19 protein-coding genes are annotated in these 19,168 nt (G+C 37.6%); 6 read left to right on the top strand and 13 right to left on the bottom strand.

What is annotated here, in order from left to right; all coding sequences use genetic code 11:
• Positions 1–9: 9 nt before the first annotated feature.
• The 6 genes from sdhA to rimM form a co-directional block, all read right to left on the bottom strand.
• Positions 10–1,854 (bottom strand): succinate dehydrogenase flavoprotein subunit, encoded by a 1,845-nt coding sequence (sdhA, locus tag O99_RS04100; protein ID WP_035006495.1) that lies wholly within the window; start codon positions 1,852–1,854, stop codon positions 10–12.
• Positions 1,855–1,858: 4 nt separating this feature from the next.
• Positions 1,859–2,245, bottom strand: coding sequence for a succinate dehydrogenase, hydrophobic membrane anchor protein (gene sdhD / locus O99_RS04095; protein ID WP_035006494.1), 387 nt, complete (start codon positions 2,243–2,245; stop codon positions 1,859–1,861).
• 15 nt (positions 2,246–2,260) lie between these two features.
• Positions 2,261–2,662, bottom strand: coding sequence for a succinate dehydrogenase, cytochrome b556 subunit (gene sdhC, locus O99_RS04090; protein ID WP_035006763.1), 402 nt, complete (start codon positions 2,660–2,662; stop codon positions 2,261–2,263).
• Between the two features lie 758 nt (positions 2,663–3,420).
• Complete coding sequence (gene rplS / locus O99_RS04085) at positions 3,421–3,858, bottom strand: 50S ribosomal protein L19 (protein ID WP_035006493.1); 438 nt, start codon at positions 3,856–3,858, stop codon at positions 3,421–3,423.
• A gap of 212 nt (positions 3,859–4,070) precedes the next feature.
• Complete coding sequence (gene trmD, locus O99_RS04080) at positions 4,071–4,760, bottom strand: tRNA (guanosine(37)-N1)-methyltransferase TrmD (RefSeq protein WP_035006492.1); 690 nt, start codon at positions 4,758–4,760, stop codon at positions 4,071–4,073.
• Positions 4,761–4,811: 51 nt separating this feature from the next.
• On the bottom strand, positions 4,812–5,327 hold the full coding sequence (rimM, locus tag O99_RS04075; protein ID WP_035006490.1) for a ribosome maturation factor RimM: 516 nt from the start codon (positions 5,325–5,327) through the stop codon (positions 4,812–4,814).
• Between the two features lie 178 nt (positions 5,328–5,505).
• Between rimM and O99_RS04070 the strand changes: the two genes are divergently transcribed.
• Together O99_RS04070 and O99_RS04065 are read left to right on the top strand one after the other, a co-directional pair.
• Positions 5,506–6,324 carry a SapC family protein gene (locus O99_RS04070; RefSeq protein ID WP_035006489.1) on the top strand — a complete coding sequence of 273 codons (819 nt, stop codon included), beginning with the start codon at positions 5,506–5,508 and terminating at the stop codon, positions 6,322–6,324.
• Between the two features lie 2 nt (positions 6,325–6,326).
• Complete coding sequence (locus tag O99_RS04065) at positions 6,327–7,292, top strand: tyrosine recombinase XerC (RefSeq protein ID WP_035006488.1); 966 nt, start codon at positions 6,327–6,329, stop codon at positions 7,290–7,292.
• A 25-nt stretch (positions 7,293–7,317) separates the two neighbouring features.
• Here O99_RS04065 and O99_RS04060 read toward each other — a convergent pair whose 3' ends face one another.
• Entirely contained in the window at positions 7,318–7,596 is a 279-nt protein-coding gene (locus tag O99_RS04060) for a BolA family protein (protein WP_035006487.1), read from the bottom strand.
• A 130-nt stretch (positions 7,597–7,726) separates the two neighbouring features.
• Here O99_RS04060 and O99_RS04055 point away from each other — a divergent pair, with 130 nt between their 5' ends.
• The 3 genes from O99_RS04055 (at position 7,727) to cobT (ending at position 11,421) form a co-directional block, all read left to right on the top strand.
• Positions 7,727–8,344: a J domain-containing protein gene (locus O99_RS04055; protein WP_035006486.1), complete on the top strand. Its 618-nt coding sequence runs from the start codon at positions 7,727–7,729 to the stop codon at positions 8,342–8,344.
• Between the two features lie 189 nt (positions 8,345–8,533).
• Positions 8,534–9,520, top strand: a complete 987-nt coding sequence (gene cobS, locus O99_RS04050; protein ID WP_035006761.1) for a cobaltochelatase subunit CobS — start codon at positions 8,534–8,536, stop codon at positions 9,518–9,520.
• Between the two features lie 14 nt (positions 9,521–9,534).
• Positions 9,535–11,421, top strand: a complete 1,887-nt coding sequence (gene cobT / locus O99_RS04045; RefSeq protein ID WP_035006484.1) for a cobaltochelatase subunit CobT — start codon at positions 9,535–9,537, stop codon at positions 11,419–11,421.
• Positions 11,422–11,561: 140 nt separating this feature from the next.
• Here cobT and O99_RS04040 read toward each other — a convergent pair whose 3' ends face one another.
• Positions 11,562–12,215: a queuosine precursor transporter gene (locus O99_RS04040; protein WP_035006483.1), complete on the bottom strand. Its 654-nt coding sequence runs from the start codon at positions 12,213–12,215 to the stop codon at positions 11,562–11,564.
• Between the two features lie 107 nt (positions 12,216–12,322).
• Positions 12,323–12,610 carry a 50S ribosomal protein L28 gene (rpmB, locus tag O99_RS04035; RefSeq protein ID WP_035006482.1) on the bottom strand — a complete coding sequence of 96 codons (288 nt, stop codon included), beginning with the start codon at positions 12,608–12,610 and terminating at the stop codon, positions 12,323–12,325.
• Between the two features lie 251 nt (positions 12,611–12,861).
• Here rpmB and O99_RS04030 point away from each other — a divergent pair, with 251 nt between their 5' ends.
• Entirely contained in the window at positions 12,862–13,638 is a 777-nt protein-coding gene (locus O99_RS04030; RefSeq protein WP_035006481.1) for an SURF1 family protein, read from the top strand.
• 271 nt (positions 13,639–13,909) lie between these two features.
• Here O99_RS04030 and O99_RS06770 read toward each other — a convergent pair whose 3' ends face one another.
• The 4 genes from O99_RS06770 to O99_RS04015 form a co-directional block, all read right to left on the bottom strand.
• On the bottom strand, positions 13,910–14,062 hold the full coding sequence (locus O99_RS06770; protein ID WP_078674034.1) for a DUF1127 domain-containing protein: 153 nt from the start codon (positions 14,060–14,062) through the stop codon (positions 13,910–13,912).
• A gap of 158 nt (positions 14,063–14,220) precedes the next feature.
• Entirely contained in the window at positions 14,221–15,837 is a 1,617-nt protein-coding gene (gene purH / locus O99_RS04025) for a bifunctional phosphoribosylaminoimidazolecarboxamide formyltransferase/IMP cyclohydrolase (RefSeq protein WP_035006480.1), read from the bottom strand.
• Between the two features lie 151 nt (positions 15,838–15,988).
• On the bottom strand, positions 15,989–17,701 hold the full coding sequence (locus tag O99_RS04020) for a heparinase II/III family protein (RefSeq protein WP_035006479.1): 1,713 nt from the start codon (positions 17,699–17,701) through the stop codon (positions 15,989–15,991).
• A gap of 57 nt (positions 17,702–17,758) precedes the next feature.
• Positions 17,759–19,126, bottom strand: a complete 1,368-nt coding sequence (locus tag O99_RS04015; protein ID WP_035006760.1) for an RsmB/NOP family class I SAM-dependent RNA methyltransferase — start codon at positions 19,124–19,126, stop codon at positions 17,759–17,761.
• Between the last annotated feature and the right edge of the window lie 42 nt (positions 19,127–19,168).

The following is a 19,168-nucleotide window of genomic DNA, read 5'->3' as shown; positions in this document are numbered from 1 at the left end:
ACTTTCCCCTTAATAAACACGCTTTTTAGGCATAATACGCTTTAAATCTATACCACCATCCTCTTCAAACGTTAATGGATCAACATGAACAGGACGATACGATAATGTCACCTTTCCATCTTGAGACAGATGCGAAAGTGTATGACGACGCCAATTTTTATCATCACGCTCTGGATAATCTTCTCGTGCATGAGCACCACGACTTTCCAAACGAGCAGCTGCAGAATAAACAGTCGTAATTGCATTCGCCATCAAATTTTCAAGCTCTAATGTTTCTACCAAATTAGAATTCCAAATAAGTGAGCGATCTGTTACTTTAAGGTCAGAAAGTTCATCCCAAATTTTACTGATCCGTTGACATCCTTGTTCTAAAGAATCTGCTGTACGGAATACCGCAGCATCCTCTTGCATCGCACGCTGCATTTTTTCACGCAGCATAGCTGTTGGAACCTGCCCTTGAGCAAAACGTAAACGGTCAAAACGTGCCATAATTGCATCAACTGCGGCTTCATTAAGCGCTGGGATTTCTGCATCGCGATCTATGACTTCTCCTGCACGAATTGCAGCAGCACGTCCAAAAACGACTAAATCAATCAATGAATTTGATCCCAAACGATTAGCCCCATGAACAGATGCACATCCTGCCTCACCCACAGCCATCAAACCTGGTTGAACACGATCAGGAGAATCAAGGGTTGGATTTAAAACTTCTCCATAATAATTGGTAGGAATACCACCCATATTATAATGAACTGTTGGCAAAACAGGAATTGGCTCTTTGGTCAAATCAACCCCTGCAAAAATTCGAGCTGATTCAGAAATCCCGGGTAAACGCTCATGCAATATAGCTGGATCGATATGATTAAGGACTAAATGAATATGATCTTTTTTCGCACCAACACCACGCCCTTCCCGAATTTCAAGTGTGATACAACGTGAAACCAAATCGCGCGACGCCAAATCCTTAAAAGATGGTGCATAACGTTCCATAAAGCGCTCACCTTCAGAATTCACTAAATAGCCACCTTCACCACGTGCACCTTCTGTAATTAAGCAACCAGAACCATAAATCCCCGTAGGATGAAATTGAACAAATTCCATATCCTGAAGCGGTAACCCAGCCCGAGCAATCATCCCGCCACCATCACCTGTACATGTATGCGCTGATGTTGCTGAAAAATAAGCCCGCCCATAACCGCCAGTGGCAAGAACAACCATCTTCGCAGAAAAACGATGAATTGTACCATCATCAAGATTCCAAGCGACAACACCTGTACACACACCATCTGTCATGATCAAATCAAGGGCAAAATATTCAACAAAAAACTGCGCATTATGCTTAAGGCTTTGCCCATAAAGCGTATGCAAAATTGCATGGCCAGTACGATCAGCTGCAGCACAAGTACGTTGAACTGGTGGACCTTCACCAAACTCTGTGGTATGACCACCAAAAGGACGTTGATAAATTTTCCCTTCTTGTGTACGCGAAAAAGGAACCCCATAATGTTCTAATTCATAAACAGCTGCCGGTGCATTTCGCACTAAATATTCCATAGCATCGGTATCGCCAAGCCAATCAGATCCTTTCACCGTATCATATAAATGCCATTGCCAATTATCAGGCCCCATATTCGACAAGGATGCCGCAATGCCGCCTTGCGCTGCAACTGTATGTGATCGCGTTGGAAAAACTTTTGTAATACATGCTGTTCTTAATCCTTGCTCAGCCATACCAAGGGTCGCACGTAAACCAGCTCCCCCAGCACCAACAACCACAACATCAAATTTATGATCGACATAGTTATAGGCAGCACGCCCCACTCTAGCACCTAGAGATGATATTGCTCTCACCATATTTTCAAGCCCCTAATGCGATTTTCAAAAGAGCAAACATCATTATACTGCCCAGAATAAAACAAAATAAAATATTCAATACAAAAAAGAATATTCGCATACCTTCATGTGGAATATAATCTTCAATAACGACCTGCATCCCCAATTTCATGTAATAAAGACTTGAAAAAATCATCAACCCCATCCAAACTGTAACCATAGGATGGGAAAGTCTCGCATGAACAACACTGTAATCTTTTCCCACGCATGACATAACGAGAATAATAAAAAGTGTCCAAAGAAGCACATTAGCAAAACTGACCAGATTCTCTAACCAAAAATGCTCTGTTCCTGTATGCGCACTGCCGAAGCCACGTACTTTTCCAAGTTCTGTTCGCAAATCTTTTTTCATTTTTTCTACCCCTGGCTAAACAACGCCGTACCCAATGACCCAAAGTGCAATCGTGACAATAAGAGAAATAAAAACTGTAGCCCAAGCAGTTGAGGTCGCTTTTTCTTTTGCTAAATAACGAGGATTCAGATTCCAAACAATATGGCGAACACATCCAACGATATGATGAACTCCAGCTAATGTATAAAAAAACAAAAAACAAAGCCCAGGAAAAGATCCATAAATCTTGTTAACCATTTTAAATGTATCAGCACCACAAGCAATTGAAACTAACCAAAGAGCCAAAAAACACATTCCAAAATAAAGCACTATACCAGTAATACGATGTGCTATCGAAATTGCCATAGTAATTGACCAGCGATAAACGCTTAAGTGAGGAGAACGAGGGCGATCTTTTGTTGTGGTTGTCTCTATCATAAAACATCCTGACCTGGCTTTCACTGCAACCTTATCATTACGAGAAAATCCACGCAAAGTGATTCAGTGCACAATCATTTCAACTTGTTCAGTCCTAAGGGACTAACATTACAGGCCGGTTATTAAAATGACGGATTAAAGGTCGCGCATAAAAAAACCGATTTGTTATATAGCCATAGACCATAAAACTTCCTCTGTTTAGTACAATTTTATCTTCACGTCAAAGGTTTAACATTATTTCTTAAATATAAACATATTTTTTACATATCTTTCACTCTACTTTTCCTTAAGATCAGCGGATCTATTCTATAATGATTATGACTCTTTATAAAAAAGATAGTGTTAATTTTTTAAGTTTTATGACAAATCAGCCGTTCTTTATAATTCAATCTTGAACATTTACACCTCTACCAACTTCATTGCGTGAAAACTTATAAGATCCTTCACTTACTATATGCATCATACACTCTTCTAAAGAGCTTAAGTTTAAATAACCGTCGCCGAAAATATCAAAATTTTTCCTATCCTAAGATACTCTCTCATCAAAAATTCTATTCTCACAAAATATATTCTTCTGTAAATGTTCTTTATTCATGAGAAAAATTAATAATAAAAAACAAAAGAGACATTAAAAATTTTATTATAATTCTTTTAAAAATGGATATTTTATTCCTTTTTTGTTTTAATTATTACAATAAAAAAGCAGCCTTAAAGCTGCATTTTTTAATAAATCTCATTCATATAATTTATTGAGTAATTCATTCTGAGACATTTGTAACATTGTCTACAACAGCGCTCTCTTCTGTTTCTTTTGCACTTTTTGCATCTTTTTTATGGTACTCTCTCTTTTCAGCAATACGTGCTGCTTTTCCTCTGAGACCACGTAGGTAGTAAAGCTTCGCACGACGAACTTTACCCCGACGAACAAGCTCAACCCCTTCAATTAGAGGGGAATAAACTGGAAACACACGCTCAACCCCTTCGCCATAAGAAATTTTACGGACTGTAAAAGTTTCATTTACACCACCCCCTGAACGAGCGATACAAATCCCTTCATAGGCCTGAATACGCGTTCGTGTACCTTCTGTCACACGAACCATCACACGCACTGTATCACCAACCTGAAATACAGGCAGTTGACGTTTTGCTTCAATTTTTGCGCACTGTTCAGCCTCAAGCTGTGCTATAATGTTCATCTTTTTATCCTTCGCGTTCTTTTCGAACAGTTAGAGCGCTTAAAACTCTCACCAAAAAAATTTTAAATACTCTTTAGGCTACATTGAATATAGAAAGCGAATACACCATCTTTTAATTTTGGGATACACACTTAAAATTTAGAATATACAGAAAATTTCTTTGAAGAAAACTACGCTAACAGTATATTATTTTTTGAGATGAATCAAGCTTTCTAATGTTTTTTCTTATAAAGAGCATAAAGATCAGGACGACGTTGATGCGTGAGCAATTCAGCTTGTTCTCGCCGCCAATTAGCAATAGCTTTATGATGACCCGATGTTAAAACCGATGGAATGCTTCGTCCTTCAAAAACAAGAGGGCGTGTATATTGTGGATATTCAAGTAAACCATTTTCAAAACTTTCACACTCTACAGAAATCTTATTCCCTATCACACCGGGTAAAAGCCGTATAATTGCATCTAACACAACAAGGGAAGCAACTTCTCCTCCTGAAAGAATATAATCACCAATAGAAATTTCTTTTAATTGCCGTGCTTCAATGATACGCTCATCTACCCCCTCAAAACGCCCACAAATCAGTGTCACCCCTGACCCAACTGCTAAAGAACGTGCATAAGCTTGATCAAAAGGTTGCCCACGTGGACTAAGTAATAATCTTGGTGTATCCAATGGACAACTATCAATTGCCGCTGCTAATACATCAGCACGCATGACCATACCTGCACCACCACCAGCTGGTGTATCATCAACACTATGGTGTTTATCTAAAGTAAAATCTCGAATTTGCACTGTTTCCAGCGACCATATTCCTTGCTTTAAAGCCCGTCCTGCTAAAGAATATCCTAAAATTCCTGGAAACATTTCAGGATAAAGTGTTAAAATACGCGCATGAAATCCCATATTGATAACTCTTCATCCCTTCATTTAATTTACGCACATTACTTATGCATATTACTCTTGATCATGAAACAAACCAGCAGCTATTGGATCCACAATAAGAAAACCAGAAGCAACACAAATTTCGGGGACAGCAGCTTTGCTAAAGGAAATAAGAACCTTTTTACCAGAAACCAACTGTATTTCAATTAAATCACCAGCGCCAAAATTAAAGAAACCACTTACCTTACCTAGAAATTGTTTGGCACAATTATAAACACAAAGGCCAATCAAATCTATTTGATAAAATTCATCTTCATCCAAATCATCAGCCAATTGATTTCTTTCAACATAAAGTTTGATTCCCCTTAAAGATTCTGCAGCACTCCGTTCTTCTATTCCTTTAAAATGTATAATTGCATTATTCTTTTGCATACGAAAGCTAACAACTTCATAAGAACGTTCTGTTTCATCATAAAAAACACTATAGCTCTTTAAACTCTCAGGGTTAGAACTCAATACTTTAACAACAACATCCCCCTTAATTCCATGCGCCGCACCAATAATGGCAAGATATACTTTCTTTTTCATACTTTTTCCATTACACTTCCTATAATTAAATTTTTTTATTTAAAAAAGAAAGAATCATTATAAACTTAAAGTACTTAATTCATCCTGTAACTCGCATTCGATATTGTTGCCACATAAAATCTTCTAAAAAGGCTCATTTTGGTAACAAAATAGAAATTAATCATAAGGAGAAAATATTATGGCAAATGTCATGCTCTTTTACAAAAATGTGACTCCACTGAACAAAATCACTCATAAAAATCTTAAATTCAGCCCATTAAACGATATGTCTTTTGCACAGGATACCCATTGGATTCCTTTAGCCAGTGCTGAATATTTTCAAGCCGCTATAGATTATCCCATCCTATTTATGAGTGCGGAAGATGAGCAGAAAAAACGCCATTATACGTCCGTTGCACTCGTAGGCCTTTCTAATAACGATAATGATTACATTACTTCTGATAAACAGTGGAAAAAAGATACTTATATTCCTGCTTTTGTCCGTCGCTATCCTTTTGTTCTTGCAAAAATGCAAAATGAAAAAGAATTTTCTGTTTGCTTTGATCAACAATCAGGTATGTTTAATGAAGTTTCAGGGAAAGATCTTTTCAATTCAGATGGATCTATTTCGCCCTTTATGGAAGAATGTATTAATTTTCTTGAAAGTTTTAAAATCAGTATGGAAAAAACCGCTGAATTTATCGAGACCCTTGTAGAAATGGACCTTTTATGTCAAAAATCAATCAATGTGAAAAATGACAGAGGTGTATCAGCGCAATTAGAAGATTTCTGGATGGTTGATGAAGAAAAATTCAATAAATTATTTGCTCATCAACTTGCTAAATTGCATAAAAATGGTTTTCTTGGATGGATTTTTGCGCATCTTATGTCAATGAATAACCTTTTAAAGATTCTTTCTGTAAAAAGTGAAAATCAACTCACTCATGAAGAGTTAAAAAAACAAAACAGTCAAGAAAATGAAACAAAAACTAAGAAAAAGAAAAGCGCTCTTAACTAAAAATGCTCTTCGAATATGACAGTATAAATGAAAAAATTCCTCTAGTTCCAGCTGATCATACCCTCCTCATTGCGAGAAAGAATTGGCTGGATCATCTCACACAAACACGTCGAATGGCTCTTCATACGGCCGTTGCTTATGAGCGTGATACAAGGCAGTTTTTATTTTTTCTTTGTCAACATTTAGGATATCAACCAACTCTCGACGATCTTGCTGATTTGCGTGTAGCTGATTTGCGTGCTTATTTAGCTTATCGTCGAACACAAAACATAAGTGCTCGCTCCTTAAGCCGAAACATGGCAAGTTTACGCTCTTTTTTTAACTATTTATCCCGGGAAAAACTTGTTAATGTTCCTGCCGCAAAACTTGTACGAACACCAAAACATCCAAAATCATTACCAAAACCTTTGACCATAGAATCAGCACTTCGTATAGTCAAAGAAGAAAATCAACAAGAAACTGAACCCTGGATTATTGCTCGTAATACCGCTATTTTGATTCTTCTTTATGGTTGTGGAATGCGGATATCAGAAGCCTTAGCACTCACTCCAGAGCAATTTGCTGATCCCAGTATAAAAAGCTTATCTGTCAATGGAAAAGGAGGAAAAACACGTCTTATCCCACTGATTCCAATTGTCCATAAAGCGATAGAGAATTACCTAAAATGCTGTCCTTATCCTTTAGTAAACACTCAGCCAATATTCCTTGGTGTCCGGGGAAAACCTTTACAACCCGCTATTATTCAACGAACTGTCCAAAACCTACGAGCGCGTCTTGGCTTACCAGAAACAACCACACCACACGCATTACGCCATTCTTTTGCTACCCATCTTTTATCACGGGGAGGAGATTTGCGCACTATCCAAGAACTTCTCGGCCATGCCTGCCTATCCACAACACAAATCTATACCCATATTGATACAAATCATTTATTAGAAATCTATCAAAAAGCACATCCCCGTGCCTAAAAACTTTTGAATTGAGAAAAACATGTTAAACACTTTCAATCTCAAGCGCTAAAGCATGAATGTTTGTTGCCAACTCTTGCTCCAAAACTTTATAAATAGCCCGATGTATTTCTACCCGTTTCATACCAGAAAAAGAAGAAGAAAGCATTTTCACACGGAAATGTGTTTCCCCCTTACCATCAAAAGCATGTTCTTCGTGAGGATGACCTACATGAAGATGGCTTTCATTAATTATTTCAAGCTTTTGCGGCAAAAAAGCATCACGCAGTTTTGTTTCAATTGTTGTATAAACCGTACAAGACATTTTTTTTCCTTCACAAAAACGGATATTGTAACTAATTTTTTAAGACAATATTTAATAAAATTAAATGTGGAAAGAAATTTTTTACAAGTCAATTCTTATCAAAAAGATCGATCTTGCATAAGGCAAAAATATGACAACAACATCTAAATTATTCGACTCAATTCGTATTAGCTCAAACAAAAAAAAACAGAGTCAATTACAAATACAACAATGCCAATGGGAAGGGTGCGAAAAAGCAGGATCGCACAAAGCACCAGCAGGACGCAATCACGAAGGTCAATATCTCTATTTTTGTATTGAACACATCCGTGCTTATAATAAAAATTTTAATTATTTCTCAGGTCTCAGCGATGAAGACATTGCGAAGTTTCAAAAAGATGCTCTTACAGGGCATCGTCCAACATGGTCTGCAGGTAATAATAGCACGGTTAAAAAAACAGCTTCCGATTACGCAAAAATTCGATCTGGAACCGCTGCTTACCAAAATCGTGTGCGTAATCCATTTAAACTTTTTACCCAACGACACTCAAAGACTACGGATACACGAAAACTAAAACCTTTGGAAGCTAAAGCTTTTGATACTTTGGGCTTACAAGAAAATGCTTCAGCCGAAGATATCAAAACAAAATATAAGGAGCTTGTTAAAAAACATCACCCTGATGCTAATGGTGGGAATCGTTCTTCAGAAGAACGCTTTCGTAACGTGCTCCATGCCTATAATTTACTGAAAAAATCTGGTAGATGTTAAAATCTATATTCAAATACTCCATTCTATTGTTCAATGATTAAACATTTAAGATTTTTGAAAAACGATCATGCAACACAGCATCTCCTTCACAGCCAATCTCTTTTGCCATTAGAGCATTTGCATAAGTGGTCCATGTTCTATAGTGTTTGACAACAAAATAATAAACAGCGGATATCTTCCTCAAAAATGATGACAAAAACAAATCTTACAGTCTCAAATATGCCTGACACAACAGTCTGGGCAAAGGATGTATTCAATATTGATACTGAAATGAAAGTGCCTGCTTTTAGCACAAAAAGCTCTCATGTTCCTGATTTAGATCCCGATTATCTTTTTGATCAACAAACAACTTTAGCACTTTTAGCAGGTTTTGCTTTTAACCGACGTGTTATGATATCTGGCTATCATGGTACAGGAAAATCAACGCATATTGAACAAGTTGCTGCACGTCTTAATTGGCCTTGTATTCGAATTAATCTTGATGGACATATTAGTCGCATTGACTTAATCGGAAAAGATGCCATTGTCTTGAAAGATGGCTTGCAAATCACCGAATTTAAAGATGGTATTCTGCCATGGGCTTATCAAAATAATATTGCCCTTATTTTCGATGAATATGACGCAGGACGGCCAGATGTTATGTTTGTCATCCAGCGAGTACTTGAATCCTCTGGGCGCCTCAGTTTGCTTGATCAAAACCGTGTTATTACTCCTCATCCAGCATTTCGACTTTTTGCAACAGCAAATACTATTGGTCTTGGCGATACAACGGGACTGTATCATGGCACCCAACAAATCAATCAAGCGCAAATGGATCGTTGGTCAATTGTAACAATATTAAATTATTTACCCCACGATAAAGAAGTTGATATCATTTGTTCGAAAGTCAAACATTTCCAAACCACTGAGGGTAAAAAAACCATCTCACAAATGGTACATGTTGCTGATATGGTGCGCAAAGCTTTCATGAATGGAGATATTTCTACAGTTATGAGCCCGCGTACCGTTATAACTTGGGCAGAAAATACCACAATTTTTCAAAATATTGGTTTTGCTTTCCGTTTAACTTTTCTCAATAAATGTGATGAACTTGAACGAACAACTGTTGCAGAATTTTACCAACGTGCCTTTGGAAATGAGCTTCCTGAATCACTGATTCATCATGTCTTGCCTTAAGGAATGCGTCAATTATGGCTGCAAAAGAAGGTGATAATAGCAAAAATTCAGCAAAACATTCTTCTAAGAGCCACTTTGATATTGAAACTTTTAAAAGAGCTACATCTACTTGTATTCGCGCCATTGCTAACACACGCGAACTTAACGTTATGTTTAGTCATAACAAGCCATCCTTAAGCAAGAATTGTGCACGTTTACCAGAATTACCTCAACAAATAACCGATAAAGATATAGCTGTTACTCGTGGATTAAGCGATTCTATAGCACTCCGCAAAGCATGGCATGATAGCCATATTCACACCCAATTTGCCCCGATAGAACCAGAAGCACGAGCGATCTTTGATGCACTTGAACAAACACGTATTGAAGCAATTGGCACTTTAACAATGAAAGGAATCGCACAAAATCTTGATATAATGCTTGCTGATAAATATCAAAAAGCCTGTTATCAGAGGATAAGGAATCAAAATGAAGCTCCTTTTCAAGAAGCGATTGCGCTTTTATTGCGTGAAAAAATAACAAAACGCTCTCCCCCAAAAGAAGCCGGACTTGTCTTGGAACTATGGCGTCAATCCATAGAAAAAAAAGTCGCAACAGAATTACATGAGCTAACACTTCATGTTTATAACCAAAATGTTTTCGCACAAATAGCACGTCAAATGCTCGTAGCCCTTGAAATGGCGAATCCATTAAAAATAAACCCTAAGAATCGCACTTCTAAAAAACAGAGACAGAACCACGATACACAAAATCAAACAGAAGAAGAAACTATAAACGAAAAAAAATCTCAAAGTGAAAAACAAAAAACAACCGAACAAAGTAATGATGCACAAAATAAAGGCAAAGAAAAAACTATTCAGTCAAATGATAATGATACACCTCAAAATGAACAAGAAAATTCTCAACAAAATAAATTCAGCAAATCAAAATACTTTCTTCATGCTTCTCAGAAAATGGAAAATTTGGCTGATTATAAAATTTTTACCCATGAATTTGATGCTATTTTGGATGCGACTCATTTTTGTTCTGTAACAGAATTAGATCATTTACGTCATTATCTTGATCAACAATTAAATCATCTCCAAAACATTGTTGGACGCTTAGCAAACCGACTCCAACGCCGCCTCATGGCACAACAAAATCGTTTTTGGAACTTTGACTTAGAAGAAGGTTATCTTGATACAACACGCCTTCCACGCCTTATTATTGATCCAATGCAACCGCCTTCTTTTAAAATGGAATGTGAAACACAATTTCGTGATACTGTTGTTTCACTGCTTATTGATAATTCAGGTTCCATGCGAGAACGCCCCATTACTGTTGCAGCAACTTGTGCTGATATTTTAGCACAAACTCTTGAACGTTGTGGAGTTAAAGTAGAAATTTTAGGCTTTACCACAAAAGCATGGAAAGGAGGACAATCGCGCGAAAAATGGATTCATCAAAATAAACCCTCTCATCCAGGGCGTCTAAATGACTTGTGTCATATCATTTATAAAAGCGCTGATACACCATGGCGCCGTGCTCGACGCAATTTAGGATTAATGCTGCAAGAAGGATTACTGAAAGAAAATATTGATGGAGAAGCCCTTATTTGGGCGCATCAGCGCTTGATCTCACGCCATGAACATCGTCGAATATTGATCGTTATTTCTGATGGTGCTCCTGTTGACGATTCAACTCTTTCTGTTAACCCCAGTAATTATCTAGATAAACATTTGCGCGCTGTGATACAAGAAATCCAAGCAAATTCCCCTATAGAACTTATCGCTATCGGTATCGGCCATGATGTAACACGTTATTACCAACGCGCTGTAACAATCATCAACGCTGAAGAGTTAGCAAATGCCATAACAAAACAGCTTACAGCACTCTTTAAAAAAGAAAATCTGAAGAGATAAAGACCCAATCAACCACCGATCTTATATAAATATTGTTACACATCATCTTGTGCCAAGAATAGAATAAAAATCTTTCTATTTCAGCAGTATAATATAATAAATATCGTTATTGTTGAATAAACAAAAGACATCGTCTCTTCTCAACGCCCTTGATAAAAAGGAGTCCGAAAACTCTTTAAAATTACCCCATAAGGGACAAGCATAAATAGGCTCATAATAATTTTTATTAAAAAATCACCAAAAGCAAGTGAAAACCAAACAGGAATTTCAATACTCATAACACTGATACTGTCAATAATAGAACCATCAGAATAATCAACCAATTGATCGATAAAAGAAAAACTGCTTGCAAAAGCAAGAGAAAAAAACAAAATTGTATCTAAAGCTGAACTCACTAATGCTGCTATTAAAGGAGCTTTCCACCATGTTTTACGCCGCAAAGGTGTGAAAACTATTATATCAAGTAATTGCCCAAATAAAAACGCTGTACTAGAAGCAATTGCGAGACGCGGTGTAGCTAATATCCAAGAAATAAAAGCAGCAGAAATAAAACCAACATACACAACACGCCTTGCTGCACCGGGACCATAAAAGCGGTTGGTCAAATCATTAATTAAAAAAGCAAAGGGATATGTGAAAGCTCCATAGGTTAATAGCTCATCCAAACTAAAGAAATTAACAGGATATTGAACCAAAATATTGGAAGCAACTACAGCAATACACATTGCAAAGCTTGCAAAAAAAAGACGACTTTTCTCTTTTTGCGCAGCTAAAGATTTATATGCTGAAGACATTCCTTTAACCTAGAGAATAGAATCAAAATAAAATATTGGGCCTAAATAATTAAACGCTTCCCTCAATGAAAAAACTTTTTATTCTGCAGGAAAATAAAAGAATTAAGCTACTCTTTCAGCTTTTTTTTCATAATTTGGCGCTTCAATAAACGCCCACGCTGCGACAATTCCTTATCATCAGCTTTAATCAAAAAGTTATCAAGACCACCGCGGTGCTCAACCGAACGCAAAGCATTTGCAGAAATACGCAAACGATAACTCTGTTGAAGCAATTCCGAGATCAATGTCACATTGCAAAGATTTGGTAAAAAACGACGACGGGTTTTATTGTTTGCATGGCTGACATTATTGCCATACTGGACCGCTTTTCCTGTCAATTCGCAGGCACGAGACATAGATTTCACCTTTAAATTTAAGAAATTCCAAACTCCAACGCCAGAAAAATAAATGGATGCAAACAAAAAATCCACCCATAACCTTGAACGGGCATTATTGGAAAACTGAGTTTTTATAAGTCGTTGGCTATAAAAGGTCAAGTCTTTTAGAAACTTTTTCATTCCTCTATCGGTTATTTTATTATTTTTTTGGTAAAACCCTATAAAATACTTTCTTTTAGCTCTTTTCATATTAAAAGATATTCATTATCATGATGAAAATGGGCCATTCTAAAATAAATCTCCAACGCAAAAACATCCGTCTTTTTTCTGTTCTATTGAGTATTTTATGGGTATTTCTGTTTACTGTCTTTAGTGCATTAGGTGTATGGCAAATACAACGATTAAAATGGAAAACAAATCTTATTACCAGTGCTAATCAACGTGTCCATCTCACACCTATCCAAGCGCCACCTTACAAACAATGGCCAGATATTACTTTTAACAAAGATGAATATCGTCCTGTTACAATCACCGGAAAGCTTCTTACAAACAAAAATATTCTCGTAACCGCTGTTGCACAAAATACCACGGGTTATTGGGTTTTAACTCCTTTAAAAACAACCGATAACACAGTGACCTTTATCAACCGCGGTTTTATTCCTATGGAAGCACGTCATCAATTTGAACAAGAGGAAAAAAACGCTTCGTTTAATAATAATTCTGCACATACTCTAAATCAGATTACGATTACAGGCCTTTTAAGGATGAGTGAAAAAAATGGGGTGTTTCCACGCAAAAACAAACCTGATCAAAATGTATGGCATACGCGCGAACTCCCTGCTATGGCCCAAAAATTAGACCTTTCTCCTGTTGCTCCCTATTTTATTGATGCGCAATCAGAAACAGTGTCACAAGAAAATCTTCCCATTCCTGGCCTTACTGTTGTGCAATTTCACAATAACCACTTAATATATGCAATAACGTGGTTTATTTTAGCCGCTGGTGTTTTAGGGACATCTCTTCTTCTAATACGATATAAAAACTGAAAAAGACACAAAAACTATCCTCCCTTACACACTTAAATGTAAAGACTTCATTCTTATGCTCAAAACCATACCAACACTTCTCGAAAGCAGAACAAATGACAGCTTATTTTTCTGTTTTTCCGTTCTTTCTCCTTACTAAAGAAGAACATAGTACACCCTCTAAACCAGCAGACAATACCGTCTTTACTTTAAAATTGACTGACAACATTATAAATAAAAACAGCGCTCCTTAGAACGCTGAATAATTTCTAAATTTTTATCAAAAATAATATTACAATGATTTACGTGAAGAACGCCATGCAACCAAACTAATATCAGCACGATTAATGCCAAGATCACTAAGCTCATATGTTGAAAGACGACTTAACGCATTAACTGTCCGACGATAACGACGCCATTGGCTGTAAGAACGTAAAATATTCATATTTTTTACCAAACTATTATAGTTAAATTCCTAAACAAGGAAGATAAAACAAATTACAAAAATGAGGAGTGTTATAATTGCATAACTGATTTGCATTTATAACACAGAAGCCTACTCTTCTTATTTTTGAGAATAAAAAATGAAAAAAGACCATAAATTTAGTGGCGAAAATGTCTCACTCCTGTAAAAACCATTGCTAAACCATGCGCATTAGCTGCTGCAATAACTTCTTCATCACGGATCGATCCACCTGGTTGAATAACCGCTGTTGCACCAGCTTCAATCAAAGATAACAAGCCATCTGCAAAAGGGAAAAATGCATCTGATGCGACCACAGATCCCTTCGTTAAAGATTCCGTTAAGCCCATTTTTTGTGCGCTTTCCTCAGCCTTCCGTGCTGCGATTCTTGCTGAATCGATACGACTCATTTGGCCAGCCCCAATCCCAACCGTTGTATTATTTTTTGCATAAACAATAGCATTTGATTTGACGTGTTTAACAACACGACAAGCAAATTTAAGATCACGCATTTCGTCTTGGCTTGGTGCGCGTTTTGTGACTACTTGCAATTCAAAATCATCAACAACTGCATTATCACGTGTTTGCACTAAAAGCCCTCCTGAAAGTGTTTTAGCAACGAGCCCGTTATCACGCGGATCAGGCATTCCTCCTGTTATCAACAAACGAAGATTTTTTTTCTGAGCAATGATTTCGCGTGCAGACATTGTAGCATCAGGAGCAATAATCACTTCAGTGAAAATTTTAACAATCTCTTCTGCACAGGCTTCATCAAGAGGACGATTTAAAGCAATAATACCACCAAATGCTGAGGTATTATCACACGCCAAAGCTTTCAAATAAGCCTCTTTTAAATTCTGCCCTTCTGCAACACCGCAGGGATTAGCATGTTTAATAATAGCAACGGCCGCGCTTTTTTGAGAATCAAATTCTGAGACAAGTTCAAATGCTGCATCGGTATCATTCATATTATTATAAGAAAGTTTTTTGCCTTGCAAAAGTGTCGCAGTAGCAACGCCAAAGCGTTTATCACCAGAGAGATAAAATGCCGCTTGTTGATGTGGATTTTCTCCATAGCGCATCACATTTTCAAGATGACCAGAAAAACTCTGCCAAGACGGAGCTTGAATTTTTAAATCTTTCGCAAACCAAGCCGCTATCGCAGCATCGTAAGCAGCTGTACGCTCATAAGCACGTGTTGCTAATTGACGCCGCAATGAAAAACTTAAACACCCATCCTGTTGTTTTAATTCATCCACAATCAATGCATAATCACAAACTGCTGTTACAACACCAATATAAGCGTGATTTTTAGCAGCTGCACGAATCATCGCCGGTCCACCAATATCAATATTTTCAAGAATTATCTGCGCATCTCCCTCTAACCGAGCAGTTTCTTCAAAGGGATAAAGATTAACCACGAGAAGATCAATTCCGTTGATACCATGTTGTTCCATAGCCGCCTTATGGTCTGGATCGTCTCTTATTCCTAATAAAGCACCATGAACCAAAGGGTGAAGTGTCTTGACGCGTCCATCCATTATTTCTGGAAACCCTGTAATATCAGAAACATCAGTAACAGGTAAACCAGCAGCACTTAACGCTTTGGATGTCCCTCCCGTTGAAATTAATTCAATTCCATAAGCATGCAGCGTTTGCGCAAACTCAATCAAACCAGTTTTATCAGAAACAGAAAGAAGAGCACGACGAACGTGACGAAGATCCACCGTAGAAAATTGTTTTGCAATAACAACCATAATAGAAATCCTAAAATAAAATGGCTAAAATTCAAAAAAAGCCACTATGGACATAGCATAAGCTTTTGCCAAAACATACCCACAGGACATGCAGACAATGCTCCAATCCACAAATAATAGAATTATCTTGGTTGATCTTTCCAAGCGAAGATTATGCTAATCTATGACGTATAAAACGCCAATGAATTTTTCTCTGCAATGCAGTACGAAAATATAAAACAATCTGTTGTGTGCGTTGTGGACCTTTTAAATGAGCAAAATCAATTGAATCTTCGAGAAAAATGTCCGCATCGGGTGACATAAAATGCCACTCCTGCCCACTTTCTACAACTAAGGAAACGCGATTGCCATCATAATAAGCCTCAACCTGCGGATTAAGATGAAACCGAACAGCAACACTATCGTCTTCATTTTGATTGGCCTTATATTTATACCATTGATTTTTCTGCGGTGTAAAAAAATGATCGAAACCTTCAATCATTTCTCCATTTCTAGTTAAAATAAGGCCACGCTCATGCATAAGATTAAAAGGCTTCACATAGCCATCATGGCACGCAATAAAGCCAATTTTTTCTAAATCTTCTATGCGTTGTACTTGAATATTTGTCGGTCCTTTAAGTAAAAGAGAAGCATCATTGTTCCTTTTTTTACGAAAAGCACCCACTGCACAATCATTCACTGTTGCCGTTGAATGTGCTGCTGTCAAACGCCCAAAATGTCGATATTCTGCAGAACCATAAGGATTAACTCCTGTATTAATAATAAAGCGTTTTCCCTGCGAGGACATCTCAAATGACAAACAACCTGAACAGGCATATTCTGCAAAAGAAGCGGGTGGAAATTTTCCCGTATCTGCAAGAACTGTCGTTTGATTAGCCTGTAAACGCTGAAAACCAGAATAACGGGCATAACTAAAAGGGTGCCCAACGGTTTCATCACAATTTAAAATAGTCGATAAACACGCTGGTATAATAGGTCCAACGCCATTAAAACGAGCTACTGTTTGATCTTCATGAATAAAAAATCTCAAAGCAGGCAGCATACGCTCAATAGAATCAATTAAAATACGCGGAGCCGTTTCATTACTGTGCATATACAGATGGCGCAAAGATAATAAATCCGATAATAAATCGAGCAAAATAGCAGGGCTACGGGAAATATGTCCTCCATCAATAAGAACCTGATGCGAAAGTTCATAAACAAGATAAGTTTGTACTTTTTTCTTTGCTGCTGCAGAAACGGGCAAAGCTAAAGATGCAAGTGCTAAAGAAATTGCGGCTTGTAAACGCTGTTCATTTGCTTCCATACAACGAATCAAGATGCGCAAATAGCGAAACTGAAAACCAAGTGAACGTAAAAAACGCTTTTCAAAGCTTTTATTCGCCCCCTCTAATAACATTTGCGAATGGCAAATCCATGAAATGAGGCGCCTTGCCACAACGGCTCCACTCCAAGCAGGCCCTTTTATCTTCTTACTATGATGCTCCAACCAATCTTCTACCAAGGAACGCGCATAAGCTTTTGCCAACTCACTTTGTGCAGCAGTCATATGACGTAACCAATGAAAATCATGCAATGCTTTTTCCCATTGCAATATTGGCGGTACCAATGAAAAAGGAGAAAGAGCACCCGCTTGAACCGTACAACCAGAAAAAGCAAAACGACCATGGTAAAACTCACGCGCTATCATTGGATCAGCGAGATGCAAATCAATTGGATACGCTAAAATCTTTTGTGGACGAAAACCAGAAAATCGCCAACGAAAGAGTGGTCCTGCCCGTAAACGTCGTAGAAAGTGTTGTATGCCATATACAACGGTTGATGTTTTTATCTGAGGAGCAATCTCTGTAATTACCACAACCATATCTCCGTCTACATTTATCCAATACAGCTTCAACTATTTGAGTAAATGAAACGTTAATTAATGTACCTTTCGGAAACGTGCGGCAAAAAAACCATCCATTCCTAAGAATAATTTTTCTTCTGTATTAAAATTTTCATAACAACAATCAGAAGGGATTGTGCGCAAGAAACCCTCCATTGATATCAAATGTGCCATAGCACCCATTTCCTCGGCTAAAATAGGCTCTAAAACAATATCATGACGTATTGCTAAAATTTTCTTAACAAGATCTTCACCCTCTTCTCTTGCTAATGAACAATTAGAAAAAACAATGCATCCATTTTTTTTCACTAAATCAATCGCAGCTAAAAGCAAATCATATTGCACCTCTGCTAATTTGGTGACATCGTCCATTGTTTTTGTCCATAAAATATCTGGATGACGACGTATTGTCCCCGTAGAAGAACAAGGTGTATCAAGAAGAACAGCATCAAAAAGTTGATCAGGATGAAATTGTCTTAAATCACCAAGCCAATAGTGCACTGAAAAATTGAGTCGGTCCATATTTTCCCTTAAACGCTTTAATCGATTGGCTGAAATATCAAGAGCCGTTACATCTGCTCCCTGCAAAGCCAATTGCGCGGTTTTTCCTCCAGGACTCGCGCAAAGATCTGCTACCTTTTTGCCGCACACATTTCCCAACAAACGAGCAGGTAAAGCTGCTGCAACATCTTGAACCCACCAAGCTCCCTCTGCATAACCTGGTAAATCAGCAACAGAATAAGCCGAAGAAATAAGGCGAACTGAACCATTAGGCAAAACAATGCCTCCCAACCGCTTTGCCCAACCAGCACTATCAGATTTCACCGTCAAATCAAGAGGAGGTGTTATACTTTGAATGGCTAAAATTTGATCAGCTTTCTCTGCTCCATATGTCGATACTAAAAGTTGCCCGAACCACATTGGAATAGCTTTAATTGTAGGCGTTTGCATCCGCAAAATAGGCGCCTCACGTGCAAAATTACGTAAGATAGCATTCACTAATCCCGAGAAACGGGGCATCCGCGGATCAATCTTTGCCACACGTACCGCTAAATCAATCGCTGCATGATCGGGAATATCAAGATAAAGAATTTGCGTTATACTAATATGTAAAAGATGATGCAGGGAAAATGCTTGTGCTGGCAAAGGGCGCACTAAAAAGCGTGATAAAGCCACTGTAATCTGGCTTCGATGACGTAATGCCGCTCCCAAAATAGCGCGACACAATAAACGATCACGATATGAAAGCTTTAAATATTGTGGATGACCATACTCATTATCTGTCAAACCAGCAAGAGATGTACGCTTATCAAGTACTGCACCTAACAAACGAACGCACACTTGCCGAACAGCTAACCCAGGCACATCTCTCTCAAACATATGCCCCGCTTTTTTATCTTTCAACACAATGCCTTTATTCTACCTTGTTTCTTTTAATCTTTATGA

Origin of the sequence: Bartonella rochalimae ATCC BAA-1498, from assembly GCF_000706645.1 — a bacterium.
Classification (GTDB): Bacteria; Pseudomonadota; Alphaproteobacteria; order Rhizobiales; family Rhizobiaceae; genus Bartonella; species Bartonella rochalimae.
Note: the sequence above shows the minus strand (reverse complement) of the source record. Positions and strands in the feature narration are given on the sequence as shown.